At 68.6% G+C, this 26,878-nt stretch carries 24 protein-coding genes and 4 tRNA genes; 20 read left to right on the top strand and 8 right to left on the bottom strand.

Translation table 11 applies throughout. The features are described 5' to 3' along the window. From AC08OU_RS06235 to AC08OU_RS06225, 3 genes are read left to right on the top strand one after another with little or no spacing between them, the layout of a single operon-like run. Complete coding sequence (locus AC08OU_RS06235; RefSeq protein WP_476599984.1) at positions 1-1,641, top strand: NADH-quinone oxidoreductase subunit M; 1,641 nt, start codon at positions 1-3, stop codon at positions 1,639-1,641. Positions 1,642-1,682: 41 nt separating this feature from the next. Continuing rightward, a complete protein-coding gene (nuoN, locus tag AC08OU_RS06230; protein WP_476600005.1) occupies positions 1,683-3,218 on the top strand; it encodes an NADH-quinone oxidoreductase subunit NuoN in 1,536 nt (511 codons plus the stop codon). 7 nt (positions 3,219-3,225) lie between these two features. Beyond that, positions 3,226-4,242 carry a polyprenyl synthetase family protein gene (locus AC08OU_RS06225; protein WP_476599986.1) on the top strand — a complete coding sequence of 339 codons (1,017 nt, stop codon included), beginning with the start codon at positions 3,226-3,228 and terminating at the stop codon, positions 4,240-4,242. A gap of 85 nt (positions 4,243-4,327) precedes the next feature. On the opposite strand, the gene AC08OU_RS06220 is transcribed toward AC08OU_RS06225, so the two are convergent. The 3 genes from AC08OU_RS06220 to AC08OU_RS06210 form a co-directional block, all read right to left on the bottom strand. Then, complete coding sequence (locus AC08OU_RS06220; RefSeq protein WP_476599988.1) at positions 4,328-5,497, bottom strand: hypothetical protein; 1,170 nt, start codon at positions 5,495-5,497, stop codon at positions 4,328-4,330. Positions 5,498-5,871: 374 nt separating this feature from the next. Then, the gene (locus AC08OU_RS06215; protein ID WP_476599990.1) at positions 5,872-6,933 is read right to left on the bottom strand and encodes a 2-oxoacid:ferredoxin oxidoreductase subunit beta; all 1,062 of its coding nucleotides are present in this window, start codon (positions 6,931-6,933) and stop codon (positions 5,872-5,874) included. Beyond that, positions 6,930-8,816 (bottom strand): 2-oxoacid:acceptor oxidoreductase subunit alpha, encoded by a 1,887-nt coding sequence (locus AC08OU_RS06210; protein ID WP_476599992.1) that lies wholly within the window; start codon positions 8,814-8,816, stop codon positions 6,930-6,932. Before AC08OU_RS06210 ends, AC08OU_RS06215 begins: the two co-directional genes overlap by 4 nt. Before the next feature lie 534 nt (positions 8,817-9,350). On the opposite strand from AC08OU_RS06210, the gene AC08OU_RS06205 reads away from it, so the two are divergent. Both AC08OU_RS06205 and htpX read left to right on the top strand, forming a co-directional pair. Next, positions 9,351-10,430 carry a Rossmann-like and DUF2520 domain-containing protein gene (locus AC08OU_RS06205; protein WP_476599994.1) on the top strand — a complete coding sequence of 360 codons (1,080 nt, stop codon included), beginning with the start codon at positions 9,351-9,353 and terminating at the stop codon, positions 10,428-10,430. 40 nt (positions 10,431-10,470) lie between these two features. Further along, positions 10,471-11,343, top strand: a complete 873-nt coding sequence (gene htpX, locus AC08OU_RS06200; protein WP_476600007.1) for a zinc metalloprotease HtpX — start codon at positions 10,471-10,473, stop codon at positions 11,341-11,343. A 227-nt stretch (positions 11,344-11,570) separates the two neighbouring features. Here the strand turns inward: htpX and AC08OU_RS06195 are convergent, their stop codons facing one another. Beyond that, positions 11,571-12,059: a YajQ family cyclic di-GMP-binding protein gene (locus AC08OU_RS06195; RefSeq protein ID WP_476599996.1), complete on the bottom strand. Its 489-nt coding sequence runs from the start codon at positions 12,057-12,059 to the stop codon at positions 11,571-11,573. 186 nt (positions 12,060-12,245) lie between these two features. Here AC08OU_RS06195 and AC08OU_RS06190 point away from each other — a divergent pair. Further along, positions 12,246-12,330 (top strand) — tRNA-Tyr (locus AC08OU_RS06190). Positions 12,331-12,440: 110 nt separating this feature from the next. Here the strand turns inward: AC08OU_RS06190 and pyrE are convergent. Continuing rightward, a complete protein-coding gene (gene pyrE / locus AC08OU_RS06185) occupies positions 12,441-12,974 on the bottom strand; it encodes an orotate phosphoribosyltransferase (RefSeq protein WP_476599998.1) in 534 nt (177 codons plus the stop codon). Positions 12,975-13,113: 139 nt separating this feature from the next. Here pyrE and AC08OU_RS06180 point away from each other — a divergent pair, with 139 nt between their 5' ends. Continuing rightward, entirely contained in the window at positions 13,114-13,566 is a 453-nt protein-coding gene (locus AC08OU_RS06180) for a gamma-glutamylcyclotransferase family protein (RefSeq protein WP_462185671.1), read from the top strand. A 25-nt stretch (positions 13,567-13,591) separates the two neighbouring features. Here the strand turns inward: AC08OU_RS06180 and AC08OU_RS06175 are convergent, their stop codons facing one another. Both AC08OU_RS06175 and AC08OU_RS06170 read right to left on the bottom strand, forming a co-directional pair. After that, complete coding sequence (locus AC08OU_RS06175; protein WP_462185672.1) at positions 13,592-14,149, bottom strand: DUF7144 family membrane protein; 558 nt, start codon at positions 14,147-14,149, stop codon at positions 13,592-13,594. Between the two features lie 178 nt (positions 14,150-14,327). Continuing rightward, positions 14,328-15,833, bottom strand: a complete 1,506-nt coding sequence (locus AC08OU_RS06170) for a GH25 family lysozyme (RefSeq protein ID WP_476604488.1) — start codon at positions 15,831-15,833, stop codon at positions 14,328-14,330. Between the two features lie 418 nt (positions 15,834-16,251). Here AC08OU_RS06170 and AC08OU_RS06165 point away from each other — a divergent pair. The 5 genes from AC08OU_RS06165 to AC08OU_RS06145 all read left to right on the top strand — a co-directional run bounded on the left by AC08OU_RS06165 (position 16,252) and on the right by AC08OU_RS06145 (position 18,002). Then, positions 16,252-16,327 (top strand) — tRNA-Thr (locus AC08OU_RS06165). Between the two features lie 100 nt (positions 16,328-16,427). Continuing rightward, positions 16,428-16,504 (top strand) — tRNA-Met (locus tag AC08OU_RS06160). A gap of 94 nt (positions 16,505-16,598) precedes the next feature. Then, the gene (gene rpmG / locus AC08OU_RS06155) at positions 16,599-16,763 is read left to right on the top strand and encodes a 50S ribosomal protein L33 (RefSeq protein ID WP_009740545.1); all 165 of its coding nucleotides are present in this window, start codon (positions 16,599-16,601) and stop codon (positions 16,761-16,763) included. Between the two features lie 238 nt (positions 16,764-17,001). Further along, a complete protein-coding gene (locus tag AC08OU_RS06150; RefSeq protein WP_476604487.1) occupies positions 17,002-17,463 on the top strand; it encodes an FAS1-like dehydratase domain-containing protein in 462 nt (153 codons plus the stop codon). Positions 17,464-17,573: 110 nt separating this feature from the next. Next, positions 17,574-18,002 (top strand): MaoC family dehydratase, encoded by a 429-nt coding sequence (locus AC08OU_RS06145; RefSeq protein WP_476601594.1) that lies wholly within the window; start codon positions 17,574-17,576, stop codon positions 18,000-18,002. A gap of 46 nt (positions 18,003-18,048) precedes the next feature. On the opposite strand, the gene AC08OU_RS06140 is transcribed toward AC08OU_RS06145, so the two are convergent. Next, positions 18,049-19,257 (bottom strand): pyridoxal phosphate-dependent aminotransferase, encoded by a 1,209-nt coding sequence (locus AC08OU_RS06140; RefSeq protein WP_462203597.1) that lies wholly within the window; start codon positions 19,255-19,257, stop codon positions 18,049-18,051. A 359-nt stretch (positions 19,258-19,616) separates the two neighbouring features. On the opposite strand from AC08OU_RS06140, the gene AC08OU_RS06135 reads away from it, so the two are divergent. From AC08OU_RS06135 to rpoB, 8 genes are all read left to right on the top strand, one after another. Beyond that, positions 19,617-19,689: transfer RNA gene (locus AC08OU_RS06135), tRNA-Trp, on the top strand. 78 nt (positions 19,690-19,767) lie between these two features. Continuing rightward, a complete protein-coding gene (gene secE / locus AC08OU_RS06130; protein ID WP_476603306.1) occupies positions 19,768-20,016 on the top strand; it encodes a preprotein translocase subunit SecE in 249 nt (82 codons plus the stop codon). A 156-nt stretch (positions 20,017-20,172) separates the two neighbouring features. Further along, positions 20,173-20,961 (top strand): transcription termination/antitermination protein NusG, encoded by a 789-nt coding sequence (gene nusG, locus AC08OU_RS06125; RefSeq protein WP_476601591.1) that lies wholly within the window; start codon positions 20,173-20,175, stop codon positions 20,959-20,961. 35 nt (positions 20,962-20,996) lie between these two features. Further along, entirely contained in the window at positions 20,997-21,431 is a 435-nt protein-coding gene (rplK, locus tag AC08OU_RS06120; protein ID WP_476601592.1) for a 50S ribosomal protein L11, read from the top strand. A gap of 137 nt (positions 21,432-21,568) precedes the next feature. Beyond that, on the top strand, positions 21,569-22,285 hold the full coding sequence (rplA, locus tag AC08OU_RS06115; RefSeq protein ID WP_462185679.1) for a 50S ribosomal protein L1: 717 nt from the start codon (positions 21,569-21,571) through the stop codon (positions 22,283-22,285). 387 nt (positions 22,286-22,672) lie between these two features. Beyond that, positions 22,673-23,236, top strand: coding sequence for a 50S ribosomal protein L10 (gene rplJ, locus AC08OU_RS06110; protein WP_462185680.1), 564 nt, complete (start codon positions 22,673-22,675; stop codon positions 23,234-23,236). 103 nt (positions 23,237-23,339) lie between these two features. Further along, positions 23,340-23,732, top strand: a complete 393-nt coding sequence (gene rplL, locus AC08OU_RS06105) for a 50S ribosomal protein L7/L12 (protein ID WP_476601593.1) — start codon at positions 23,340-23,342, stop codon at positions 23,730-23,732. Positions 23,733-24,607: 875 nt separating this feature from the next. Further along, a partial coding sequence (gene rpoB / locus AC08OU_RS06100; RefSeq protein ID WP_476604486.1) for a DNA-directed RNA polymerase subunit beta occupies positions 24,608-26,878 on the top strand: 2,271 nt, incomplete at its 3' end.

Genomic DNA, 26,878 nt, shown 5'->3' with positions numbered 1-26,878 from the left:
ATGCACACAGTCCCCTGGTTGACGATCATGTTGATCGTCCCGGTCGCGGGTGCGATGATCGTCGCCGCTCTGCCCCGCCGGCTGTCGACCCTCGCCAAGCAGCTCACCCTCGGGCTCTCGCTGGCGGTCCTGGTGCTCGCGGTCCTTGCGACTGCTGCCTACGACCCGAACAAGGCCGGCTTCCAGTTCGGCCAGTCCTACGACTGGATCAAAACCTTCGGCATCTCCTACTCGGTGGGAGCCGACGGCATCTCGCTGGTGCTGATCCTGCTGGCCGCGCTGCTGGTGCCGGTCGTGGTCCTGGTGTCCTGGGACGAGGCAGACGCGGATGGCGGGACGACCGGCGCGACGGACCCGACCGGCGCGGCCGCCGTCGGGGCGGACGGCTCCGGGCCCGGAGCCGGGACGCGGAGCAGGCGGTCGGTCCCGGCGTTCTTCGCGCTGTTGCTGGCGCTGGAGGCCGGGATGATCGGCGTGTTCGCCGCCACCGACGTCTTCCTCTTCTACGTCTTCTTCGAGGCGATGCTCATCCCGATGTACTTCCTCATCGGGAGCTACGGCCCGGTCAGGGAGCAAGCGCAGCGCTCCTACGCGGCGGTCAAGTTCCTGCTCTACAGCCTCTTCGGTGGCCTGCTGATGCTCGCCGCCGTGATCGGGCTGTACGTCGTCTCCGCCGACAACCTCGGCAGCGGAACCTTCGACTTCGCCACCCTGCGGCAGATGGACATCACCCCCGAGGTGCAGAAGCTGCTGTTCCTCGGCTTCTTCCTGGCGTTCGCCATCAAGGCCCCGCTGTTCCCGTTCCACACCTGGCTGCCCGACGCCGGCGCGCAGTCGCCCACCGGCGGCGCGGTGCTGCTGGTCGGGGTGCTGGACAAGGTGGGCACGTTCGGACTGATCCGGTACTGCATCCCGCTGTTCCCCGACGCGGCCGACTACTTCGCCCCGCTGGTGCTGGGGCTGGCGGTGACCGGCATCTTCTACGGCGCCCTGCTCGCCATCGGGCAGCGGGACATGAAACGGCTGGTCGCCTACACCTCGCTGGCCCACTTCGGCTTCATCGCGCTGGGCACCTTCGCCTTCACTTCCCAGGCGGGCAGCGGCGCGGTGCTCTACATGGTCAACCACGGCCTGTCCACCGGCCTGCTTTTCATGGTCGTGGGCTTCCTGGTGGCGCGCCGCGGCACCCGTGACGTCGGCGCTTACGGTGGTCTGGCCAGGGTGACGCCGGTGCTCGCCGGGGTGTTCCTCGTCGCCGGACTGTCGTCGTTGGCGTTGCCCGGGACGAACAGCTTCGTCAGCGAGTTCCTGGTGCTGATGGGGACGTTCACCCGGAACAAGCCGCTGGCGATCGTCGCGACCACCGGCATCGTGCTGGCCGCGATCTACATCCTGTACCTCTACCAGCGGACGATGACCGGGCCGGTGGTGCACGAGGAGAACAAGGTCCTGGTCGACCTCAGCCTGCGCGAGAAGCTCGTCGTCGCCCCGATGGTCGCGCTCATCGTCGCGCTCGGGGTCTACCCCAAGCCGCTGCTCGACATCATCACGCCGACGGTGACGGCGACCTATGCCGATATCGGCAAGTCTGACCCGGCTCCGACGCACTCGGTGACCGCGGAGTCCGGAGGCCACTCGTGAGCGCCACACCCGACCTTCTCCTGGCGCAGGAATCGAACCCGATGATCACGCCGCCGTCGATCGAGTACTCCTCGCTCAGCCCGATCCTGATCGTGTTCGGGGTCGCGCTCGTCGGGGTGCTCGTCGACGCCTTCGCCACGAAGCGGGCCCGGCGGACCTTCCAGCCGATCCTGGCGGGTGCGGGCTTCGTCGCCGCGCTCGTGGCCGTGGCGGTGCTGCATGGCCGGCAGGCCATCCTCGCCTCCGGTGCGCTGGCGATCGACGCGCCGACCCTGTTCATGCAGGGCACGATCCTGGTCTTCGCCCTGCTGTCGGTGCTGCTGGTGGCCGAACGCCAGCTTGACTCGTCCGGCGGGGCGATCGTGGCCTCGGCCGCGATCACTCCAGGCTCGAAGGGATCGACGGCGCAGCAGACCTCGGCAGACGTGCAGACCGAGGCGTATCCGCTGATGGTCTTCTCGGTCACCGGGATGATGCTCTTCGTCGCATCGAACAACCTGCTGGTGATGTTCGTGGCGCTGGAGATCCTCTCGCTGCCGCTGTACCTGCTGGCCGGGCTCGCCCGCCGCCGCCGGCTGCTGTCGCAGGAAGCGGCGATGAAGTACTTCCTGCTCGGGGCGTTCTCCTCGGCCTTCTTCCTCTACGGCGTCGCGTTTGCCTACGGATTTGCCGGCAGCGTGGAGTTCGGGGCGATCGCGGACGCGGTCGGCAACGCCGGTGTGAACGACACCTACCTCTATCTGTCGTTCGCGCTGCTGGCGGTGGGTCTGTTCTTCAAGATCGGCGCCGCGCCGTTCCACTCCTGGACGCCGGATGTCTATCAGGGCTCGCCGACGCCGGTTACCGCGTTCATGGCGGCGGGGACGAAGGTCGCCGCGTTCGGCGCCCTGCTGCGGGTCTTCTACGTCGCCTTCGGGGGGCTGCGCTGGGACTGGCGACCAATCCTGTGGACGATCGCCATCCTCACCATGCTGGTCGGCGCGGTGCTTGCCCTGACCCAGCGCGACATCAAGCGCATGCTGGCCTACTCTGCGATCGCGCACGCCGGGTTCCTGCTGGTGGGCCTCGCCGGCACCAACACCGACGGCCTGCGCGGCTCGATGTTCTACCTGGTGACCTACGGCTTCACGACGATCGCCGCCTTCGCCGTGGTCTCCCTGGTCCGTACCGGCGACGGCGAGGCCGGCGACCTGTCCCAGTGGCGGGGGCTCGGCAGGACCTCGCCCCTGCTGGCCGGGACGTTCTCGTTCCTGCTGCTCGCGCTCGCGGGGATCCCGTTGACGAGCGGGTTCACCGGGAAGTTCGCGGTGTTCCAGGCCGCGATCGCCGGGGACGCCACCCCGCTGGTAGTCGTTGCACTGGTGTGCAGCGCCATTGCCGCCTTCTTCTACGTGCGGGTCATTGTGCTGATGTTCTTCTCCGAGCCGTTCGCCGAGGGTCCGGTGGTGGTGACCCGCCCGACGTTGACTTTCGCCGCGGTCGCCATCGGCACTGTGGCTACTCTTGTACTGGGAGTAGCGCCACAGCCACTCCTGGACCTCGCGACGACCGCCGCGACGTCCGGCTTCGTACGCTGACGGTGGTATGAGCGATATCGGGCTGGACGTCGTGGGGATCAGGACCGATCCTGATCTGGAAAAGGCCGTGCGGATGGGTCTTGTCCGGGTGGAGGGTCTGCTGCGCGAGTCGGTGCGCAGCGAATCCGCCTTCGTGACCGAGACCTCCCGCCATCTCGTCGACGCGGGGGGGAAACGTTTCCGTCCGATCGTTGTGCTGCTGGCGGCGCAGTTCGCCGATCCCGAGGCCGACGGGGTGGTGCCGGCGGCGGTGGCGATCGAACTCACCCATCTGTCGACGCTGTACCACGACGACGTGATGGACGAGGCGCCGCGGCGGCGGGGAGCGGCCTCTGCGAACACGCGGTGGACAAACACGGTCGCCATCCTCACCGGGGACTACCTGTTCGCCCGCGCCTCCGACATCACCGCGGACCTCGGCCCGGAGACGACCCGCATCCTCGCCCGGACGATCGCGACCCTGTGCGAGGGGCAGATCCGGGAGACCGTGGGCCCGGCGCCCGGGCAGGACCCGGTCGAGCACTATCTGCGGGTCATCACGGACAAGACCGCCTCGCTGATCGCGACCTCGGGTCGGCTCGGTGCCATGCTGGCGGGCGCTGACCCGATCACCGTCGACACCCTCGCGACCTTCGGGGAGCTTTTCGGGGTGGCTTTCCAGTTGTCCGACGACATCATCGATGTTGCCTCGGACCCGGTGGACTCGGGCAAGACGCCCGGCACGGATCTGCGGGAGGGGATCCCGACCCTGCCGGTGCTCTACGCGCTGCAGGCCGATGACCGGGCGGCGGGACGGCTCCGGGAGCTCATCACCACCGGATTCGCCCCCGGCGACGGGAACACGGAGGACCGGGTGGGCGAGGCTCTCGATCTGCTGCGTAGCCACGTGGGCATGGCCCGGGCCCGGGCGGAACTCGTCTCCTGGTCGAGCCGGGCGCGGGAATGCCTCGCGCCGTTGCCGGACAATCCGGCGAAGACCGCCCTGGAGTCCCTCGCCGACTTCGTGGTCGACCGCACCGGCTGAGCGCGGCGCGGGACCGCCCGGTCCCGGAAACAAGGTGACCTGGCCGAATCTGGTGAGACCCGGCCAGGTCGGAGGGCGTCCTGGGTCAGTGCCCCGACGTGACCGCCGTCGTGGCGGTGGTTCCGGCCGGGTCGGCGTGGCCCTTCGTGGCACCGGCCTGCGTACCGAAGAATGTCTCGAGCAGCGGAGTGACGTCGATCGGCGTCGGATGGAACGGCAGGGAGCCACCGGCCGAAGTCGGCGTCGGGCTCGTGGAGGGGGTCGGGTCGCCCCACGGCCACGAGTCGGTCGGCGACGGCGATGTCGTGGCCGCGCCGGCGGTGCCCGTCGGACTGGGCGCGATGGTACGCAGGTCGGTGGGGCTCGTGTTGGGTGAGCTGAGCTCGTCCCGCGGCGTCAGTGGCACGATCGGGATCGGCGAGGTGCCGGGGCTCAGGTACGCCTCGCCGGTGGCGTGGGAGGAACCTGATCGCCCGGACGGACTACCCGGGTGGGCGGTCAGGCCGGACTGGCTCGTGCTCGGCGCCAGCAGCGCCTGGGGCGGAGTGGGCAAGGTGGCCTGCGGACGGTCGCGGGAGGCCTGCGTCTGCGAGGAGCCGAAGGCGGCCCCGCCTGTGTACTGGACCCGAGGCACCTCGCCGCCGTTCGGGCCGGTCGTGGCGCCCGTCGGATCGCCGCCCAGGGCTACGCCGGCGACCAGCGCGGACAGCCCGGCGAGCGAGACGGTTCCCGCCGCGGCGAGCCGCACCCGCCCGCTGCCCCGCCGACTGGCCGGTGCCCGGTGCGCGCCGGGCATCCGGCCGGGGCTCTCGGCGGGCGGGCTCGCCGGATGGATGTCGGCGGGCCGGTGGCTCCCGGTGGGGGAGGTGGGCCCGGGAACGTGGAGGGGTTCGTAGAGGGTGCCGAGGGTGCCGCCGGCTTGGACCCCGGCGGCGGCCGTCGTGGCCGTCGTGGCGAACCGTGGCCGGCCGGTCCGGGACAGCGTGTCCAGCGGCCGGCGACGCTGGGCGGCATCGCCGACCCGGCTGGCCGTGGCCTCCCGGGCCCGGCGGGCGGAGGTGCTCACCGACAGCGGTCCGGTGATCGTGTCGAGCTCGCCGGGTGGGGCGACCGGGGGCCGTGGCGGGGTCGGCGGTGGGAACGACGCGGCTGCCGCGGTGGAGGTCGTCGGTGCCGCGGCCGAATGGCGGCCGGTGGCCTGCCTGGCGACTTCCTGGCGCTGGCGTGAATGCCGACCGGCCGAATGATTGCCCACGACGACCTCCGGGAGCGGTCCGGACGACGACGCCGACCGAGCCGCGGGGTTGCCCGGCGCGACCGGCCGTGATCGGAACGGTCATGCTGATGGTGCCCATAGGCGAACGCGGAGTCGCCACGGACCGTGGGCATAGGGCTCGATGAACCCGCACTGCGCCTCCGGCTGCATCGGTGTTGTGAGCCCCCCCCGGGCCACACGGCACCCCCACGCGCGATGTCACCTTACCGGAAGGTGCCGGAGTGGCGCACTACCCGGCAGATAGCTGCCAAGCGGCATTATCAATGACATAGTTCTGTGGTATTGCGGGCTCTGCCCGGCCGGCCGGGCCACGGGCTGTGGAGTGCTGATCAGATCAGCGGACGGTTTTCAGATCACTCGATGGTCCAAGTCTTCCCACCGGCGATCAGCGACATCAGGTCCCCGTCGCCCTGGCGGGTCTTGGCGTCGGTGATCTGGGCGTTCAACGCCTCGTCGTAGGTCGGCGCGTCGACGTCGCGGAAGATGCCGATCGGGGTGACGCCGTGCGAGTCGCCGGTGAGCCGGGACAGCGCGAACGCCTGGCTCGGATCGGCCGCCCAGGCGTCGTGGACGAGGACGTCCGGGCTGCCCGCCGGGACCACCTCGAGGCTGCCGTCCGGCGCCCGTCGAACGGCCTTGTCGCCCTCGGTGCCGAAGACAAGGGGCTCGCCGTGGGCCAGCTTCAGCGTCACGTCGTCCCGGCTGGTCCGCTCCTTGAGCGCGTCGAAGGCGCCGTCGTTGAAGATGTTGCAGTTCTGGAAGATCTCCACGAAGGCGGTGCCGGGGTGCTCTGCGGCCGCGCGCAGCACCGAGGTCAGGTGCGCCCGGTCGGAGTCGATGGACCGTCCGACGAACGTGGCCTCCGCCCCCAGCGCCAGCGACACGGGGTTGTACGGCCGGTCCAGCGAGCCGAACGGCGTCGACTTGGTGATCTTGCCGATCTCGGAGGTGGGGGAGTACTGCCCCTTCGTCAGTCCGTAGATCCGGTTGTTGAACATGAGGATCTTCAGGTTGACGTTGCGGCGCAGCGCGTGCAGCAGGTGGTTCCCACCGATCGACAGGGCGTCGCCGTCCCCGGTGACGACCCAGACCGACAGGTCGGGACGGGAGGCGGCGAGCCCGGTGGCGATCGCCGGTGCCCGGCCGTGAATGGAGTGCATCCCGTACGTCTGCAGGTAGTACGGGAACCGTGAGGAACAGCCGATCCCGGAGATGAAGACGATGTTCTCCCGGGCCACCCCGAGATCAGGCAGGAAGCCCTGGACGGTGGCGAGAATGGCGTAGTCGCCGCATCCCGGGCACCACCGCACTTCCTGGTCGGAGGTGAAGTCCTTGCGGCTCTGCTGGGCCGGCGCGGCCGGCACCAAGCCGAGCAGCCGGTTACTGATGCCGCTGCGATTCGTCGTGACGGTCACTGGTTGATCACGTCCTCCAAGACGCCCGCCAGCTCCGCGGCCTTGAAGGGCAGCCCGCGAACCTGGTTGTAGCCGATCGCGTCGACGAGGTACTCGGCCCGGATCAGGGTCCGCAGCTGCCCGAGGTTCATCTCGGGAATCAGCACCTTGTCGTACGACCGCAGGATGTCCCCGGTGTTGGCGGGGAAGGGGTTGAGATGACACAGGTGTGCCTGAGCGACGTGCATGCCCTTGGCGCGGACCCGGCGGCAGCCGGCCGCGATCGGGCCGTAGGTGGAGCCCCAGCCGAGGACGAGTAGCCGGGCCTGCCCGGACGGGTCCTCCACCTCCAGCGGCGCGACATCGTTCGCGATGCCGTCGATCTTCGCCGCGCGCAGCCGCACCATCCGGTCGTGGTTGGCCGGATCGTAGGAGATGGCACCCTGGCCGTCCGACTTCTCGATGCCGCCGATACGGTGCTCCAGGCCCGGCGTGCCGGGGACCGCCCACGGCCGGGCGAGGGTCTCCGCATCACGCAGGTAGGGCCAGAACTCCGGCCCCTTCGGCCCGGTGTGGTTCGGCTCGGTGGCGAAGGCGACGCTCAGGTCCGGCAGCTCCGAGCGGGTCGGCAGCAGCCACGGCTCCGAGCCGTTCGCCAGGTAGCCGTCGGAGAGCAGGAACACCGGCGTGCGGTACTTGGTAGCCAGGCGGGCGGCCTCGATCGCGGCGTTGAAGCAGTCCGCCGGGGAGCGCGGCGCGACGATCGGAACCGGAGCCTCGCCGTTGCGGCCGAACATCGCCTGGAGCAGATCGGCCTGTTCGGTTTTGGTGGGCAGGCCGGTGGACGGGCCGCCGCGCTGGATGTCGACGATCATGAGCGGCAGTTCGAGGCTGACCGCGAGGCCGATGGTCTCGCTCTTGAGCGCGACACCCGGGCCGGAGGTCGTCGTCACGCCGAGCGACCCGCCGAAGGAGGCGCCGAGCGCGGCGCCGATGCCGGCGATCTCATCCTCGGCCTGGAAGGTCCGCACGCCGAACCGCTTGTGCCGGCTCAGCTCGTGCAGGATGTCCGAGGCCGGGGTGATCGGGTAGGAGCCGAGGAACACCGGCAGGCCGGTCAGCTCGCCGGCGGCGATCAGACCGTAGGACAGTGCCGTGTTCCCGGTGATCCGTCGGTAGGTACCGGCCTTCATCCGGGCCGGCGCCACCTCGTAGGTGACCGAGAAGGACTCGGTGGTCTCGCCGTAGTTGAAGCCGGCTCGGAAGGCCGCGACGTTCGCCGCGGCGATCTCGGGCCGTTTGGCGAACTTCTTCTCCAGGAAGCCGACGGTGCTCTCGGTCGGCCGGTGGTAAAGCCAGCTCATGAGGCCCAGGGCGAACATGTTCTTCGCTCGTTCGGCCTCCTTCTTGTTGACCCCGGTACCGACGCCCTCGGCGGCGTGCACCGCGTTGATGGTCATCGAGGTGAGCGGCACCCGATGCACCGTGTAGGCATCCAGCGTGCCGTCGGCCAGCGGATCCGTCGTATAGCCGGCTTTCTTGAGGTTGCTGCCGGTGAATGCATCGGTGTTGACAATGAGATTGGCCCCAGGCGGCAGGTCCTTCAGATTCGCCTTCAGGGCCGCCGGGTTCATTGCGACCAGTACGTCCGGTGCGTCACCCGGGGTAAGAATGTCGTGATCGGAAAAATGTAGCTGGAAGCCGGACACGCCGGCCGGCGTGCCGGCTGGGGCGCGGATTTCGGCAGGGAAGTCCGGAAGCGTCGACAGGTCGTTGCCGAATGCTGCCGTCTCGCTGGTGAACTGTTCTCCGGTGAGCTGCATACCGTCGCCGGAGTCGCCCGCGAAGCGCACGACGACCCGGTCGAGCCGGCGGGTCTCCCTCTCCCTGACCTGCTCTGACACCTTCAGTGACCTCCTCGGGTACCGTTCCAGCCTACCGGCCGTATCAATGATGCGCGCGCACCGTACCGCCGAGTTCGATCGCTCCATCCTCGTGGACGATCGACGATCGACCTCGGTCTCCGTATCCGTCGCGCCGTATGGTGATTGTTTGCCAACTCTACGTATATAGTCTTTGTCGTTGCGATCGTCCGGCTGGCGGGCCTTGACCCTGATATCGCTGGTCAGAAGGGGTGTACCGCCCGATGGAGATGATCGGCCGGATCCGGTTCAATGCGCTTCCGGTAATGCTTTCCACAATTTCGGGGGAGGCCTGGCGTGTCAGGGAATCGACAGGGTGATCTTTGTGTCGGGCGCCCGGAGCGGTGAGCTCGCTCTTGCCGGCGACCTGGCCTGATCCGAGATGTTACCGATTGTAGTCGCCTGGTGGCTTGTGGCTGTATGTCCGGTGAGGCCCGGCGTCGGGGCATGGTGGCCGGGGTCGGCGGGTGGTCAGGTATCAGGGGCGGCCCGCTCAGAAGCGGGGAGCATCGGGACATGACGCATAGCCCGGACGAGCAGTCGGATGCCGCGAGCGGTCCGGATGACGGTCGGCCCGACGCCGCACCTTCGTTCACGGCCGCGAGCGCTGGGCCGCGGGAGGCCAGGCCGCGGGAAAAGGTGGGAATCGTCGGGCCGGGCCGGGCCGGCACGGCGCTGGGCCTCGCCCTGGCGGCGGCCGGATATCCGGTAGTGGCCGTGGGAGTGCGCTCGCCGTGGCACCGATCGAGGGCCGTGAACCTGTTCCCGGACGCGTGGGTCGGCGGGGCGGCCGAGGTCGCCGGGCGGGCCGAGGTCCTCCTCGTCGCCGTGCCCGATGACGCGATCGGGCCGGTCGTCATGGACCTGGCCGCGGCGGGAGCCGTCGGGCCCGGCCGGACACTCGTGCATCTCAGCGGGCGCCACGGTCTGGGCGTCCTGGCGGCCGGCGGTGACGTGGGCGCGGCCCGTATCGCGCTTCATCCGATCATGACCCTGCCGGGGATCATCGAGGACTCCGCTCTCCTCGCCGGTGTCCCGTTCGGGATCACCGCCGATCCCGTGGCCGAGGGGCTGGCCCGCCGCCTGGTCACCGACGTCGGCGGCATCGCTCTGCCCGTCGCGGATGACCGGCGGGATCTTTACCACGCCTCTCTCGTGCTCGGCGGAAACTTCCTGACCACCCTGGTGGCGGCTGCCGGCGAGGTGCTGGCCGCGGCGGGCGTGCCCGATCCGGCCGCGGCGCTCGGTCCGCTGTTGCGGGCATCGCTGGCGAACACCCTGACCGACGGCTGGTCGGCGTCGACCGGACCGGTGCGGCGCGGTGATCTCGGCACCGTCGTGGCACATCTGACCGCGCTCGACCGGCTGGATCCACGGATCGCCGCCGTGTACCGACGATTGGCGATCTTTACCGCGGAGGAGCTCGAACGGGTCGGGCTGCTCGACCCGGCCGTGGTCGCACGTCTGCGCGAAGCCGTCCCGGACGAGCTCGGTGACCGACCGGGCAAGGCCCGCCGGGGGCCGGCGGCCGTACGGGCCGGGGGCGACGGTGGCCACACGCCCGACGGGAACGTTCCGCCAGCGCCGTCGCGTTGAGACAGGTGTACCGGTTCGACAGGACGGACACTTGATCGCCATGCCACACCGCCACTTCAACGGTCTGAAGACCGCGCTGCTGCTGGGCGTGCTGTCCGCCGCCATCATCGTGGTGGGTTCGCTGTTCGGGCGCGGAGGTCTGGTCATTGCGCTCGTGCTCGCGGTCGGTATGAACGGCTTCGCCTACTTCTTCTCCGACCGGATAGCCCTGCGGGCCATGCGGGCCTATCCCGTGACACAGGTCGAGCAGCCCCGGCTCTACGCGATCGTCGGGGATCTCGCCCGCAATGCCCGGATGCCCATGCCGCGGCTGTACCTCAGCCCGACCCGGGCGCCCAATGCCTTCGCCACCGGCCGTAACCCGCGAAACGCGGTGGTCTGTTGCACCGAGGGCATCATGGAGATTATGGACGATCGTGAGCTACGCGGCGTTCTCGGTCACGAGCTCAGCCATGTCTACAACCGGGACATCCTGATCGCCTCGGTGGCCGGGGCCCTTGCCAGTATTATCGTCTATCTGGCGAATATGGCTCAGTTCCTGGCCATCTTCGGCGGGCGGGACGATGAGGACGGTCCCGGCATCTTCGAGCTTCTGCTGCTGATGATCTTGGGCCCCGTCGCGGCGACGATCATCCAGCTCGCGATCAGTCGGTCCCGGGAGTACCAGGCCGACGAGTCCGGCGCGACGCTCACCGGTGACCCGATCGGGCTGGCGAACGCGTTGCGCAAGCTGGACGCCGGCACCGCGGCGCGGCCCCTGCCGCAGACCTCCAAGCTCGGCCCCGCCGCCGCGCTCATGATTGCAAATCCGTTCCGGGGTGGGGGGGTCGGGAAGCTGTTCTCCACTCATCCACCCATGAACGAGCGGATCGCGCGTCTCGAACAGATGTCACGCATGAATCCGTATCGGTGACCGGGCCTGATGACCACGATGTTGTCCGCGGCGCGTCGCCGCGGCAACACCCCGAAGTACTCGGAGTACGCTTTAACCCTGAACCGCTAACCGCGAACTGCCGGCCGAAACGGCGTCGGTTCACAACCAGGACCGCGGCGGAGCAAACCCCCCAGGTTCCGCCGCAAGCACCCCGCCCGAAACCCCCATCGGGCGGGGTGCGCCCTGTCTCGAGCTTTTCCGTCGCGTCAGCGGTAGTTGACGAACTGGAGGGGAACTTCGAAGTCCTCGGCTTTAAGCATCTGGATCACGCGTTGCAGGTCATCGCGCTTCTTCCCGGTCACCCGTAGCTGATCACCCTGGATCTGGGCCTGTACCCCTTTCGGGCCATCCGTCCGGATCTTTTTGGCGATAGCCTTGGCCTTGTCCTCCGCGATGCCCTGCTGAACGGTGACGGGAAACCGGAACTCCTTGCCCGACGGCTTGGGCTCCTCGAAGGTCAGGGCCTTGAGGGAAATGCCGCGTTTGACGAACCTCTCCTGAAGCACGTCGAGCACCGCCTTGACCCGCTCGTCCGTGTTCGCTACAAGCAGAATCGACTCGCCGGACAGCGTCGCGGATGCGCCGGTGTCACGGAAGTCGAAGCGGGTCCGGATTTCCTTGACCGTCTGGTTGACGGCGTTGTCTATCTCCTGGGCGTCAACTTTGCTGACGATGTCGAAGGGTGGATCTGCCACGTGTGCGGACCTCCTGGCCGGTTCGATGTGGGTGAGGATCGTGTGGAGTCGGGCGCTGTGCGTGATCGTGGTGCGCGGCCTTCGTCTCGTGAGCCGCTACTCACCGTTGTAATCGATCGTCGGCGGCTGCGGCGGGGTGGTGCGGCATCACGATGCTCCGTCGGGACCGGTATGCTTCTCCACGACGGCAGGTTGCCCGAGCGGCCAAAGGGAGCGGTCTGTAAAACCGTCGGCTCAGCCTACGATGGTTCGAATCCATCACCTGCCACCATCCCGCAGTTCCCGGGGATCATGCTTCTGTACAGGCTCGGATCCACAGGCCCGGGGCATCGCTCCGGGCCTGTGCGCGTGCGGTCGCGGATGCTCCTTGTCGCCGGGCGGTCAGGTGTTCGCGGCGGCATCCAGGTCCGCCCGGGTCAGGACGGGGTGCAACGTCAGACCGAGCTCGGCGAGTCTCTCCCGGCAGCCCTCCTGCCGGTCGATCACGCAGAGCACGTGTTCCACGACCGCTCCGGCATCCCGCAGTACCCGGGTCGCGTCGAGCACGGCACCACCGGAGGTGACCACGTCCTCGATGAGGACGACGTGGCGTCCGGTGACGTCGCCGCCCTCCGCGATGCGTCGGGTGCCGTATTCTTTGGCCTTCTTCCGGACGAACCGGGCGGGCAGGCCGGTGCGCTGGGAGAGCAGAGTCGCGAGGGGCACTCCGCCGAGTTCGAGTCCGGCGAGGATCTCCGCGCCGGGCGGCACCAACTCGGTGAGTCCGGCCACCACCGCGGCGAGCAGCGCCGGGTCGGCTTCGAAGAGGTACTTGTCGAAGTACTCGGTGCTTGTCCGACCCGACCGGAGCAGGAATGTCCCGGTCAGATGGGAAGCAGCCCGAACCTGGGCGGCCAGCGCCGCGTTGTCGTTCACGTCTGCTCACTCTAGGACCGGTTCCCAGCCGGGATGCCGGCCGCAGACGGTCACCGGTGGTCGTTAAACAGTCACCGGTGACCGGTGACCAGAAACCGTGGCTCGTGGGCCGCCACGGCCGGGGCACTACCGTGGCCTCATGTCGTCGGCTGAGGCGGAGCGCGCGGTCCCGCTGTTCGTCTACGGGACGCTGCTGTTCCCCGAGGTCGTGCGGGCGCTCATCGGACGCGTGCCCCAGGCGGGGCCCGCTACGGTCACCGGCTGGCGGGCCGCCCGGCTGCGTGACCGGCTCTATCCGGGCCTCGTGCCCACGGCCGAGGCGGACGGGCCGGATCGGGCCACCGCCGGCCTCGTCCTCTTGGGGCTCGCCCCACGGGAACGGGCGATCCTCGATGCCTTCGAAGGCGAGGCCTACGAAGCCCGTCCGCTAGTCCTGGCCGACGGGCTACCCGCCATGGCCTACCTTTGGCGCGACCTCGCCGAGGCGATGCCGGAGAACTGGGACGCCCGCGTCTTCGCCGACCGTCATCTCACCGACTACGCCCTGCGATGCGTCACCTGGCGGGCGGGGCTGGCAGATCCGGCACCCTGACCGCGAGCTGACCGCGAGTCGCCGTTCAGCCGGTGGTGGGCGGCCGCGGACCCTCCTCGCGCCGGATGCCGCCCCCGGAGGTCACCCGGGTGCCACCGGTCTCGGCGAGGCGACCGACTCCGGCCTCACGCCCGGCGGAGACCCCGGCCTGGTCGCTCGGATACGGCTCCTCGTACCCGGCTCTGGCCCGAGGAGCATCGTAGGTGCACAGTGCGTAGATGACGACTACGTCGATCGCGATGATGACGACAGACCAGACCGGGAACGCTGCAAGGAACGCCAGCTGCCCGATGGCGTTGATCGCCGCGATTGCGACACCTCCCCAGCGGGCGGCCTCGTTACGGGCCGCGATGCCGAAGGCGATCAGTATCTCGACGACGCCGACCACGATCCACAACCAGCCCCAGAAGGTGGTGTCGGCGTAGATCACGCTGGCCCCGCCGTTGAGGTTGTTCACTACGACGGTGTAGTCGCGCAGGGACGCGATGCCGTAGATCAGGTTGTGGAAGCCGACGATGAACATGATGACGGCGGCGAAGGTGAGCCATCCGTTCAGCGGGCGTGCCACCCGTGTTCCTGCCATCTCATCCTCCCCGGTCGTACTCGCGGCGGATCGCTCTGCCCGCATGGTGCGGTCCGTCGTTGTTCGGTGGTCATACGACTACCTCTCCGCCGCGTAGGTGCGATACCCACGGTAGACCGCCGTCACCCATCGTCGTGTCCGTCGGGCCGGAGATGGTTCTCGCCGGCCCGGGACACGATCAGGGAGCGATGCCGGCGCCACCCGCCGCACCCACGCCACTTCTGCCGGTCCCACTCTTGCCGGCGGGCAGTGTCGTGACCGCGTTCGTCGCCGCGCTCCAGCGGAGCTTGCCGAACTGGAAGGCGCTCTCCCGTCCGCCCGGGACCGAGTACTCGTCGGTGATCGGAGGCCCGAGGCTCGACGTCGTGCCACCGAGGCCCAGATAGGTCTGCAGGATGCGGCCGTGGACCTCGTGCGCGCCGATGGCCGGGTGCCAGTAGATCCAGCCACCCTGGAACCTCGCCTGAAGCGTCTCCGAGGCCGTGGCGTACTCGACACCGCTCACTGGTCGGTGCAGGAAGCTGTTCGTTCCGCCCAGCTCCAGGAACTTTGTCGCGATGGATCCGTGCAGGGCCCGTACGCTGGTCGCCACGGACCAGAAGGCCAGGCCGTTGGAGTATCGCTGCCAGCGACCGCCACCGCCGGCGGGCAGTTCGCTGTCGACGGGCGTCCCAACGGCCAGACGGTTCAGCCCGGCGGTCGCGTACCACTTCTCGATCTCGCTGTGGGTGCCGTCGGCCTGTGCGGCGAGCGCGGTCGGCGTGCAGCACAGCACGTTCAGATCGACGTTGCCCATGATCCCCGGGACATTTCCACTCGAGGTGTACTGCCACAGCGCCCACTTCGTCCAGCCGCCGGGCAGCCAGCCCGGGGTCGCCTTGTTGTTGTAGATGGCGAACCAGAACGGATACCGGGCGAAGCTGTGGTCGTCCGCCAGTTTCTTGGTCCAGAACGAGCGGTACGTGTAGAGGATGGGCGCCCGGCCGGTCTCGGTCTCGATCTTCTCGAGGAACGCCCTCGTCCAGGCGGCCAGCGTGGCGGGATCGAGTCCTCCGTCGTCCTCGAGGTCGAGCACGGGGGCCAGCTGCCCGGCGGCGCGGGTCAGCCCGCTCACCGTGATGAAGCGCTGTGCCTGGTCCACTGCGGTCGAGATCGGCCGCGCCGGCCGCGCGTAGTGATAGGCCCCGACCACCAGACCGGCCTTGGCGGCCGCCTCCCGGTCCGCGGCAAAGTACGGATTGGTGTAGTTCGTTCCTTCGGTGGCCTTAATGATCGCAAAGCTCAGGCCGGAGCCGCGCGCTGCGATCCAGTCGATGGGGCTGCCGCCGGGATGCTGCCAGGAGGCCACGTCGATCCCCCGTGGCCAGGTCGGGGACGGCACCGCGCTCTGGGCGACTCCGGTGGTCGCGGTCAACGCCCCCGCGGTGATGGCCAGCGCCGCGATGCTCGTCACCCGCTGGGGGAGGGGGATCGGCAGCAGGGACGGGCGGGTGTCGACCCGCCGCCGTGCCGACCCCGACGGAGGGCCGTGACCTTCTTCATCCGGGCGGCCAGGCGTGGGGGCGGTGGTCGGCAGAGCGGTGGTCGGCAGGGTGGTGGTCGTCGGCACGGTGTCGTCGGCGGTGGGACCGGGCCGGACCTTGCGCGTCGTCGGATACCGGCTGGAACGGTGCGTAGGACGCATGGGCAACCCTCGATGCTCGGGAGGCGATGCTGGGGAGGCTCGCCAGGCAGTTGGCTACGCTGGCAGCGGCGCACCAACAGGTGCTCCATACGCTAAGCATCGAAGAGATTACTTACAGCTATCAGCGTGAGTGGCGTCCAAGTAGGTTGCTACGGCTAGTTGTTCCCGCCGGCAATCTCCGCATGTTTCGATGGAACGGAGTGAGGGTCGGGCGTACTGGCGTGCCATGGGGCGGACCTGGCGACCAGGACGGGGGGTCGTTTCCGACCCGCGTAGCGCCGACGTGGCCTACGGAGGCCCTCGCGCCGGTCGCCGGGGAGGATCGGTCGCCGGGGAGGATCGGTGGGTTCGGGGGCGAAGCGGGTGAGGGGGCCACCCAACCCCGCCCGTCGTCGTGTAATCTGAGCTCCGCGACCTCGCCCCTTTAGCTCAGTCGGCAGAGCGTCTCCATGGTAAGGAGAAGGTCTACGGTTCGATTCCGTAAAGGGGCTCCACGTTCTGCCTTCGGGTGGGTTCGTGTCCGGGGGGGATGTCCGCCGGTCCTCCCGCGGGGTAAGATATTGGTCGGGCCGCCGCAACCAGGTGGACCATCTCAGCGGTGTAGCTCAGTCTGGCAGAGCAAGCGGCTCATAATCGCTGTGTCGCCGGTTCAAGTCCGGCCACCGCTACCAGCAGGGTGCGGCCTGCCGCGAAGCCCGTGCGGGATCGCGGTTCGCCACGCCGCCCGACCTGTTCAGTAACCGACTCAGGAAGAGGCATCACGCCGTGGCCGCCACCGATGTCCGCCCGAAGATCACAATGGCGTGTCAGGTGTGTAAGCACCGGAACTACATCACGCGCAAGAACCGTCGCAACGACCCGGACCGCCTCGAACTGAAGAAGTTCTGCCCGAACTGCGGCAAGCACACGGAGCACCGCGAGACGCGCTGACGTCGTTCTGGCGGCTGCCCATCGGCGCGTCCGGGCGCCTGTCCCCACGTGGACAGGCGGGGTGGCGGGGTCGCTGAATCCTTCGTGTACTTATCTACGTTCCGCCCCGGTAGCCGGTCAGGGAAGTCCTGGGCCGGCTAGCTGGCATGCCGGCCCAGATTATCGACCGGTGGCGGGCGATGTGGTAACCACGTAGAGACACCCTGGTCATCCCGCTGATGGCGCGATCGGAGTTGCGATGCCGCTCAATCAGGACTTCGTGGGACGAAGCTCGGTCTCCTCCGTCCCGTTCCAGGTCGGGCGCGAGCACATCCGGAGGTTCGCCGAAGCGATCGGGGACGACAACCCGCTGTACCACGATCTGGAGGCCGTGAAGGCCGCTGGTTATCCCGATCTCGTGGCCCCACCCACGTTCCTCATCACAGTGATCCCCGGAACCCTCGGGGTGCCCACCGACGATCCGGAGCTCGGCCTCGACTTCTCCCTGGTCGTCCACGGCGAGGAACGTTTCGTGTTGCTTCGGCCGGTGGTGGCCGGCGACGAGCTGATCTGCACCTCGACCCTGACCGGCATCCGGTCCGTGGGGACCAACGAGGTGCTCGTCGTCAACTACCAGTTCGCCACGATCTACGGAGAGCAGGTCGCCACCGGCGTGTGTGGGCTGGTCTCGCGCGGGACGGCTCCGCCGAGGCACCGATGACACCTTTGCCGACAGGGTTGCCGGCAGTCCCGCCGGCCCCGCTCGGCTCCGGCGACCGCGCGTTGCGCACGTTCCGGGCGACCCCGGGCGTCCTCACGATCTGGAGAACGATGACCGCCACGGTGAGCTACGACGACGTCGAGGTCGGCACCGAGCTGCCGGAGCGGCTTTTCCCGTTGCGCCGGGATGATCTTGTCCGGTATGCCGGTGCATCCGGCGACTTCAACCCCATTCACTGGAGCGATCGGGCGGCCGCCGAGGCCGGCCTGCCGGGAGTGCTGGCGCACGGCATGCTGACCATGGCTATGGCCGCGCGGCTGGTCACGGACTGGCTTGGGGACCCAGGCGCCGTGGTCGAGTTCGGGGTGAAGTTCTCCTCCCCGGTGATCGTTCCCGACGACGGTGTCGGCGCGACGGTGTCCGTGCGTGGCGTGGTCGAGAAGAAGCTCGACGACAACCTGGTAGTGGTGAATCTCACCACCCGATGCGACGGCAAAAAGGTCTTGATGGCGGCCCGGGCGACCGTCCGGCTGCGCTGAGGCCTGCCGCGCGGCGGGGGACTGGCCGCCGGGCTGCCCGGCGGCCTCAGGCCGCCTCGGCAAGCAGGGCGGAGAGGCGGCTGACTCCTTTAACGAGATCGTCGTCGCTCAGCGCGTAGGACAGTCGAGCGAAGCCGGGAGTCCCGAAGGCCTCACCCGGCACGATCGCGACCCCGGCCTCCTCAAGGATCAGCTGGCACAGATCCGCGGACGTGGTGGGGGTACGGCCGCGCAGGGTGCGTCCGAGCACGTCCTGCACCGACGGATAGCAGTAGAACGCCCCGTCGGGCAGTGGGCAGCGGATCCCGGGCGTCTGCGACAGCAGACGGTGCATCGTCTGCCGGCGGCGGTCGAAGGCGGTACGCATCTTGGCGACCGCGTCCAGCGGGCCGGCGACCGCGGCGAGCGCGGCGGCCTGGGCGACGTTCGAAACGTTCGATGTCGCGTGGGACTGGAGATTGGTCGCGGCGGCCACGGCGTCCGCCGGCCCGATCAGCCACCCGACCCGCCATCCCGTCATCGCGTAGGTCTTCGCGACCCCGTTGACGATGATGCAGCGTTCCGCGAGCTCGGGTACCTCGGCGAGGACGGAGGCGAACCTCGTCTCGCCGTAGACCAGATGCTCGTAGATCTCGTCGCTGATGACCCAGATCCCGGCCTGCTCGGCCCACCGCCCGATCGCGCGGATCTCCTCGGGGGTGTGGACGGCGCCGGTCGGGTTCGACGGGGAGTTGAACAGCAGAACCTTGGTCCGCGGGGTGCGTGCCGCCTCCAGTTGTTCCACCGTCACCCGGTACCCGGCTTCCGGACCGGTGACGACGTCGACCGGGACACCCCCGGCCAGCCGGATCGACTCCGGGTAGGTCGTCCAGTATGGGGCGGGCAGGAGCACCTCGTCCCCCGGGTCGAGCAGCGTCGCGAACGCCGCGTAGACAGCCTGCTTGCCGCCGTTGGTCACCAGGACCTGGCTCGGTGAGACGATCACCCCCGAGTCTCGGGCGGTCTTCTCGGCGATGGCCTGCTTCAGCTCCGGCAGGCCCGCGGCCGGGCTGTAGCGGTGCATGCGGGGCTCGCGGCATGCCTTCTCGGCGGCGGCGACGATGTGGTCCGGGGTCGGGAAGTCCGGTTCCCCGGCGCCGAACCCGATCACGTCGCGGCCCGCGGCGCGCATCGCCTTGGCGGTGGCGTCGACGGCGAGCGTTGCGGAGGGTGCGATCCCCCCGATGCGGTGCGAGATCCTGCTCATGGCCGCCATGCTGCCACGGCTGTCACATGTGTGTCGGATGCACGTCGGACGTACCGCGGGATCCGTCCGGACCGTCCGGCAACGGTCGGCCCGTCCGGCCGCATCCGTTCGAACCTCCGTGACAGGCTGCCAGCCCCCGCTGCCCCCCGCTGCCGCCTCGGGCCCCCGCTGCCCCTCGACGCGATCGCCGTACGCGGAGTCGCCGTACGCGGAGTCCAGGCGGCAAAGGGGTATGCTCGATCCGCTCGGGTACCCATTCCGGTACATCACCGTGCGGCTGAGCTATGCACTACGTCTGGGCTATGTGCTACGTAGCGCATAGCCGGGGTATGGTGGCGTAGCGGTCGCAAGGATCCGGGTGTGTGTCTAGGGGCGTGGCTCAATTGGTAGAGCACCGGTCTCCAAAACCGGCGGTTGCAGGTTCGAGTCCTGTCGCCCCTGCGCTGTTCGACAGCTGGCTGGTCCGATGACCTGACTGGTCCGATGACGCTGGTCCGATGACGGAGTGGGTGGAGTTGAGTGGCGACCGATACCCGTGACGCGGCACCGCGCCCCAAGCGGGCTACGCGTGCCGCGGGTCGACGTCGGTATCGGCCACTTGTGTTCATCCGCGAGGTCATGGCGGAGCTACGGAAGGTCGTCTACCCCGGGCGGAGTGAGCTGATCACCTATGTGCTGGTCGTGCTCGTCTTCGTCAGCGTGATGACGGCGTTCGTGGCTACCCTCGACTTCGGCCTCACGAAGGCGGTTCTCGCGGTCTTCGGCTGACGGGCCCCACCGGCCGGACAGGCCGGGGCCGAGGCAGGCGGTGGTCGCTGGAGCTGCCCGTCGGCGAGCGGGCTGCCCGTCCGGCCCCACGCCCGCGCAGCGCCGCTCCGCGGGTCCACAGCAGCAGAAGTGTTCACGAGAGTAAGGATCGTCCGCGTGTCCCAGTCGCCCGAGCACGCCTCTTCCGAGCAGGGGGAGGCCCTCGCCCGTCTCGATCCCCTCGCGGCGTTCGAGCACGACGAGGTGGCGAGCACGGACGCTGGCGCCGAACTTGGCGGCGTCTACGCCGCCGCCGAGACCGATCCCGAGGGTGCTTTCCCGGCCTCCCCGGCGGTCGGGACGGTGCCGCCGGCCCTGACGGACGACGATGCCGACGACGCCGATGACCTGCGGCGGGCGATCGAGGACGCGCCCGGCGAGTGGTACGTCGTGCACTCCTACGCGGGGTACGAGAACAAGGTCAAGACCAATCTCGAGACCCGGATCTCCAGCCTCAACATGGAGGACTACATCTTCCAGATCGAGGTGCCCACCGAGGAGGTCCCGGTGGTCAAGAACGGCAAGCGGCAGCTTGTCCAGCAGAAGAAGTACCCAGGTTACATCTACGTCCGGATGGATCTGACCGATCAGTCGTGGTCGGCGGTCCGCAACACCCCGGGTGTGACCGGGTTCGTCGGGCTCACCAACCGGCCCTCCCCGCTGCGCCGGGAGGAGGTCCTCTCGATCCTCGCCCCGGCTGCGCCGAAGGAGAAGAAGGTCGAGACCGTCCGGGTGCAGGAGTTCGAGGTCGGCGAGTCCGTCACCGTCATGGACGGCCCCTTCGCCACGCTCCCGGCGACCATCAGCGAGATCAACCTCGACGCCCAGCGGCTGAAGGTGCTGGTCTCGATCTTCGGTCGGGAGACGCCCGTCGAGCTGCAGTTCAATCAGGTCGCGAAGATCTGATCCGCTCCGTAGAACCCCGGTAGGAAGACGAGCACATGCCTCCCAAGAAGAAGAAGATCACCGCGATCATCAAGCTCCAGATCAACGCCGGCAAGGCCACCCCGGCGCCGCCGGTCGGCCCCGCGCTGGGTCAGCATGGCGTGAACATCATGGAGTTCTGCAAGCAGTACAACGCGGCGACCGAGTCGCAGGCCGGCAACGTCGTGCCGGTCGAGATCACCGTCTACGACGACCGGTCCTTCACCTTCGTCACGAAGACCCCGCCGGCCGCGCGGCTCATCCTCAAGGCCGCGGGCGTGGAGAAGGGCAGTGGCACCCCGCGCCGGGACAAGGTTGCCAAGCTCACCGCGGCGCAGATCCGCGAGATCGCCCAGACCAAGCTCCCGGACCTCAACGCCACCTCGATCGAGGCCGCCGAGAAGATCATCGCTGGTACCGCCCGATCCATGGGTATCACGGTCGGCGAGTAGTACGCCCTCGAGTTTCCCCCACCACCGGACCGACCAGTGGGAGGGCGGCCGGGCGCAGGTGCCGGGTGGACAGGACGTGTCCACGTCGCCGCGCCCCTTCGACGGCCGTCCGCCATCACCACGAGGAGACAGACAGTATGAAGCGCAGCAAGGCCTACCGCGCCGCGGCCGAGAAGATCAACTTGGAGAACCTCTACAGCCCGCTGGAGGCGGTCCGCCTCGCGCAGCAGACCTCGACGACGAAGTATGACGCGACGGTCGAGGTTGCGATCCGGCTCGGGGTCGATCCTCGTAAGGCCGACCAGATGGTCCGTGGCACGGTCAACCTGCCGCACGGCACCGGGAAGTCCCCCCGCGTCGCCGTCTTCGCCGCCGGGGAGAAGGCCGCTGAGGCGAGCGCGGCCGGGGCCGACATCGTCGGTAGCGACGACCTGGTCGCCCGGATCCAGGAGGGCTTCCTGGAGTTTGACGCGACCGTCGCGACGCCCGACCAGATGGCGAAGGTCGGTCGGATCGCTCGGGTCCTGGGCCCCCGCGGCCTGATGCCGAACCCGAAGACCGGCACCGTGACGCTGGACATCGGCAAGGCCGTCTCCGACATCAAGGGTGGAAAGATCAACTTTCGGGTAGACAAGCAGGGTAACCTGCATATCGTCATCGGGAAGACGAACTTCACTGACACCCAGCTGATCGAGAACTACACGGTTGCCCTGGATGAGATCGTCCGGGTGAAGCCGTCCGCGGCCAAGGGCCGGTACCTGAAGAAGGTCACCTTCACGACCACCATGGGCCCGGGTATCCCGGTCGACCCGAACCGCACCCGCAACCTGCTCGACGAGGGTGCCGCCGCCTGATCCGGCCCGTCCGGAGGCTCTCGCCCGTCCGGAAGCACCGCCGCGCGAAGCCATGCGTGCGGCCGCCGGGCGGGCGAACAGCGACGAACAGCCGCGGACAACAATCGCGTACACTGATATCCAGTTCCACACCGAAGACCGCTGGTTGCCGTCTCCGTTCCCGTCGAGGGTCACTCCTCGTCCGGTTCGACCGACGGCCGAAGGCCCCGGGTTCTCCGGGCGGCCCGCGCAGGTGACGGACGGGAAGCTCCGTGACGGATGCACGCAGCCGGGTGACGCACCCGGTAGCGCCACCGCCGCCCTTCACGCCCCGTGCGCCTGCGCCGGGGCGTTCGTCATGTTCCGGGGGCGTTTCCGGATGACCAGCCGACACCCCGAAGGAGCCCCATGGCGAAAGCTGAGAAGACCGCCGCGGTGGCGGAGATCGTCGAGGAGCTCCGTGGCTCGACCGCCGCGGTGCTCACGGAGTACCGCGGTTTGACGGTGAGCCAGCTCACCGAGCTGCGGCGTGCCCTCGGCGAGGGCACGCGCTACTCCGTGGTCAAGAACACTCTGACCAAGATTGCGGCGGAGCAGGCCGGGGTCACCGGACTCGACGACCTGTTCGTCGGGCCGACCGCTGTCGCTTTCGTCAGCGGCGACCCGGTCGAGGCGGCCAAGGGCCTGCGCGACTTCGCTCGGGCGAACCCGGCATTGGTGCTCAAGGGCGGCTTCGTCGAGGGCAAGCCGATGACCGCCGACGAGATTCGCAAGCTTGCGGATCTCGAGTCCCGCGAGGTCCTGCTGGCGAAGCTGGCCGGGGCGATGAAGGGCACGCTGGCCGGGGCCGTCGGGCTCTTCGCCGCTCCGCTGTCCCAGGTGGCCCGGCTTGCGGAGGCGCTGCGCGAGCAGCGCGAAGGCCAGTCCGTCGGCGCCGCCGAGCAGCCGGCCGCCGAGGCTGCCGCCGAATAGCCGAACGGCGCCACCATGGTGCCGCCCCGAGGTCACAACCAGGTTGCTCGCAGTCACGAGCAGGCCACCCCGAATCAGGCATGACAAGGAAGGAACCGCCACCATGGCGAAGCTGTCGACCGGAGAGCTGCTGGACGCCTTCAAGGAACTGACCCTGCTGGAGCTCTCGGAGTTCGTGAAGCAGTTCGAGGAGACCTTCGGCGTCACCGCCGCGGCTCCGGTCGCCGTGGCCGCAGCCCCGGCCGCCGATGGTGCGGGCGGCGAGGCGCCGGCCGCCGAGGAGCAGGACGAGTTCGACGTCATCCTTGAATCCGTCGGTGACAAGAAGATCCAGGTCATCAAGGAGGTCCGTGCGCTGACCAGCCTCGGGCTGAAGGAGGCCAAGGACCTCGTCGACGGGGCTCCGAAGCCGGTCCTGGAGAAGGTCGCCAAGGAGGCGGCGGACAAGGCGAAGGCGGCCCTCGAGGGCGCCGGCGCCACGGTCACCGTCAAGTAGTACCGGCAGTCCGAGCAGTACCGGCAGCACCTCGCTGCCCTGGGACGCCCCGCCCGGCGATGTCCGTCGCCGGGCGGGGCGTCTCTTGCGGCCGCTCGGCGTGGCCGTGGCGGACACCCCCGTGCCGGGGCACCTCTCTGCGGTGCCCCGGCACGTGCTGTCTGGAAGGCCCGGAAGGTCCACCGCAGGCGGCCCGATGCACAGATGGGCAGGTCGGGTCCGTTCGTGACGTTTTCCGAAGGGGGTTGACGGCCTCTGTGGATCGGAGTTCCATCAAGTTTGCGAACCCTCGTCGGGAGCAGATGCGGTGCGCTACGTCCTCCCTGCGTGGTCCCATCACGCAGATCCTTGCCAGCGGTGTGCCCTTCGGCTACACTGCTAGTTTGCGCTGCCCTTCTCGTTGTATCGACCTCGCCGACACCGTGCCGTTGGTGACGGTCGGCCCTGTTCGGGGGCTGGTATGCACCGTGAGGCGGTTCCGGTTACGTGGTCCGGAGCGGTACTCGCGGTCGGTCCGGGACGATGCGGAGGCGCGCTGGTCGTGCCGGAGTGTGGCACGGCTGTACGGCTGCCACACCGAGGACCCTGAGCGAGCCCCTTGCCCATACACCGATCCGTTGTTCTCAGCGGACACTCGTGTCGCCGCGCGCACATGCCGTGGCGATGCTTTCGCGTGCCCGTTGTCGGCCGCACATCCGCTACGCAGGACGCCCGGGGGTCGGCCTCCACGTTCCGCGGCCATCGTCTCACCGGTGGGGCACCCCCCGCCGCCGTTCCTGACAACCGTAGCGAGACACTGATCACCTGACCATTCCCCGACGGATACTTGACGTCCGCGACGCCAGCCCGACGATCAGGCCACCGGAAGGACCACCTTGGCCGCCTCGCGCTCTTCTTCCCGCATCTCCTTCGCTAAGATCATCGAGCCCCTCGAGGTCCCGGATCTCCTTGCTCTTCAGACGCAGTCCTTCGATTGGCTGATCGGTAGTGACGCCTGGGCGGAGCGGGTGCAGGAGGCCATCGATTCCGGCCGTGACGACGTTCCGATCACCTCGGGTCTCGAGGAGGTCTTCGAGGAGATCTCCCCGATCGAGGACTTCGCCGGCTCGATGTCACTGTCCTTTCGGGACCACCGGTTCGAACCGCCCAAGTACTCCGTGGAGGAGTGCAAGGACAAGGACATGACCTTCTCGGCCCCGCTGTTCGTCACGGCCGAGTTCACCAACAACACCACCGGCGAGATCAAGAGCCAGACGGTGTTCATGGGTGACTTCCCGCTCATGACCCCGAAGGGCACCTTCGTCATCAATGGCACTGAGCGCGTGGTGGTCAGCCAGCTCGTGCGCTCCCCGGGGGTCTACTTCGAGCGCAGCCTCGACAAGGCCTCCGACAAGGACCTGTACTCCTGCAAGGTGATCCCCTCCCGGGGAGCCTGGCTGGAGTTCGAGATCGACAAGCGCGACACCGTGGGCGTGCGGATCGACCGCAAGCGCCGTCAGTCCGTCACGGTGCTGCTCAAGGCGCTCGGCTGGGACGAGGCCCGCATCCTCGAGCGGTTCGGTGACTTCCCGTCGATGCGCATCACCCTGGAGAAGGACCACACCGCCGGCCAGGACGATGCGCTGCTCGACATCTACCGCAAGCTGCGCCCGGGTGAGCCGCCGACACGGGAGTCGGCGCAGACCCTGCTGGAGAACCTCTTCTTCAACCCGAAGCGTTACGACCTCGCCAAGGTCGGTCGCTACAAGGTCAACAAGAAGCTCTCCCTCGACGTTGCTCACGACATCGGCGTTCTCACCGAGAACGACATCGTCCGCACCATCGAGTACGTCGTCAAGCTGCACGCGGGCGCCGATCCGGCCGAGTACGAGGTCGACGACATCGACCACTTCGGCAACCGTCGCCTGCGCTCGGTCGGCGAGCAGATCCAGAACCAGGTCCGGCTGGGACTTGCCCGGATGGAGCGGGTCGTCCGCGAGCGGATGACTACGCAGGATGTCGAGGCGATCACGCCGCAGACCCTGATCAACATCCGGCCGGTCGTCGCCTCCATCAAGGAGTTCTTCGGCACCAGTCAGCTCTCGCAGTTCATGGACCAGACGAACCCGTTGGCTGGTCTGACTCACAAGCGCCGGATGAACGCACTTGGCCCAGGCGGCCTTTCTCGAGAGCGGGCGGGCTTCGAGGTTCGCGACGTGCACCCCAGCCACTACGGCCGGATGTGCCCGATCGAGACGCCGGAAGGCCCGAACATCGGTCTGATCGGCTCGCTGTCGACGTTCGCCCGGATCAACCCGTTCGGCTTCGTTGAGACGCCGTACCGCAAGGTCGTGGACGGCCGCGTCACCGACGAGATCGACTACCTGACCGCCGATGAGGAGGACCGGCACGTCAAGGCGCAGGCGAACGCGCCGCTACGGCCGGACGGAACGTTCGCGGAGGACCGTGTCCTGGTCCGCCGCAAGGGCGGTGAGGTCGAGTTCATCCCGCCGGATGAGGTCGACTACATGGACGTTTCGACCCGTCAGATGGTCTCCGTGGCCACTGCCATGATCCCGTTCCTCGAGCACGACGACGCCAACCGCGCGCTCATGGGCTCCAACATGCAGCGCCAGTCGGTGCCGCTGCTGCGCTCCGAGGCGCCGCTGGTCGGCACCGGGATGGAGGCCCGCGCGGCCAAGGATGCCGGCGACGTGGTCGTCTGCGCCCAGGCGGGGGTGGTCGAGGATCTCTCGGCTGACTACATCACTGTCATGCACGACGACGGCACCCGGCGCACCTACCGGCTGGCGAAGTTCCGCCGGTCGAACCAGGGCACCTGCATCAACCAGAAGCCGATCGTGAACGAGGGCGACCGGGTCGAGGCCGGCCAGGTCATCGCGGACGGCCCGTGCACCGACAACGGTGAGATGGCGCTCGGCAAGAACCTGCTGGTCGCCTTCATGCCGTGGGAGGGGCACAACTACGAGGATGCGATCATCCTGTCCCAGCGTCTCGTCCAGGACGACGTGCTGTCCTCGACCCACATCGAGGAGCACGAGGTCGACGCCCGCGACACCAAGCTCGGCCCGGAGGAGATCACCCGGGACATCCCGAACGTCGCCGAGGAGGTTCTCGCCGACCTCGACGAGCGGGGGATCATCCGG

This window comes from Frankia sp. CcMO1 (assembly GCF_977945845.1).
The sequence above is the reverse complement of the archived record's forward strand: the minus strand, read 5'-3'. Positions and strand labels throughout refer to the sequence as shown.

Bases quoted from the DNA above. Each gene is read 5' to 3' on its own strand.
- AC08OU_RS06235 (WP_476599984.1), top strand. From the start codon at position 1: ATGCACACAGTCCCCTGGTTGACGATCATGTTGATCGTCCCGGTCGCG.
- nuoN (WP_476600005.1), top strand. From the start codon at position 1,683: ATGATCACGCCGCCGTCGATCGAGTACTCCTCGCTCAGCCCGATCCTG.
- AC08OU_RS06225 (WP_476599986.1), top strand. From the start codon at position 3,226: ATGAGCGATATCGGGCTGGACGTCGTGGGGATCAGGACCGATCCTGAT.
- AC08OU_RS06205 (WP_476599994.1), top strand. From the start codon at position 9,351: ATGACGCATAGCCCGGACGAGCAGTCGGATGCCGCGAGCGGTCCGGAT.
- htpX (WP_476600007.1), top strand. From the start codon at position 10,471: ATGCCACACCGCCACTTCAACGGTCTGAAGACCGCGCTGCTGCTGGGC.
- AC08OU_RS06180 (WP_462185671.1), top strand. From the start codon at position 13,114: ATGTCGTCGGCTGAGGCGGAGCGCGCGGTCCCGCTGTTCGTCTACGGG.
- AC08OU_RS06175 (WP_462185672.1), bottom strand. From the start codon at position 14,149: ATGGCAGGAACACGGGTGGCACGCCCGCTGAACGGATGGCTCACCTTC.
- AC08OU_RS06170 (WP_476604488.1), bottom strand. From the start codon at position 15,833: ATGCGTCCTACGCACCGTTCCAGCCGGTATCCGACGACGCGCAAGGTC.
- AC08OU_RS06150 (WP_476604487.1), top strand. From the start codon at position 17,002: ATGCCGCTCAATCAGGACTTCGTGGGACGAAGCTCGGTCTCCTCCGTC.
- AC08OU_RS06145 (WP_476601594.1), top strand. From the start codon at position 17,574: ATGACCGCCACGGTGAGCTACGACGACGTCGAGGTCGGCACCGAGCTG.
- AC08OU_RS06140 (WP_462203597.1), bottom strand. From the start codon at position 19,257: ATGGCGGCCATGAGCAGGATCTCGCACCGCATCGGGGGGATCGCACCC.
- rplK (WP_476601592.1), top strand. From the start codon at position 20,997: ATGCCTCCCAAGAAGAAGAAGATCACCGCGATCATCAAGCTCCAGATC.
- rplA (WP_462185679.1), top strand. From the start codon at position 21,569: ATGAAGCGCAGCAAGGCCTACCGCGCCGCGGCCGAGAAGATCAACTTG.
- rplJ (WP_462185680.1), top strand. From the start codon at position 22,673: ATGGCGAAAGCTGAGAAGACCGCCGCGGTGGCGGAGATCGTCGAGGAG.
- rplL (WP_476601593.1), top strand. From the start codon at position 23,340: ATGGCGAAGCTGTCGACCGGAGAGCTGCTGGACGCCTTCAAGGAACTG.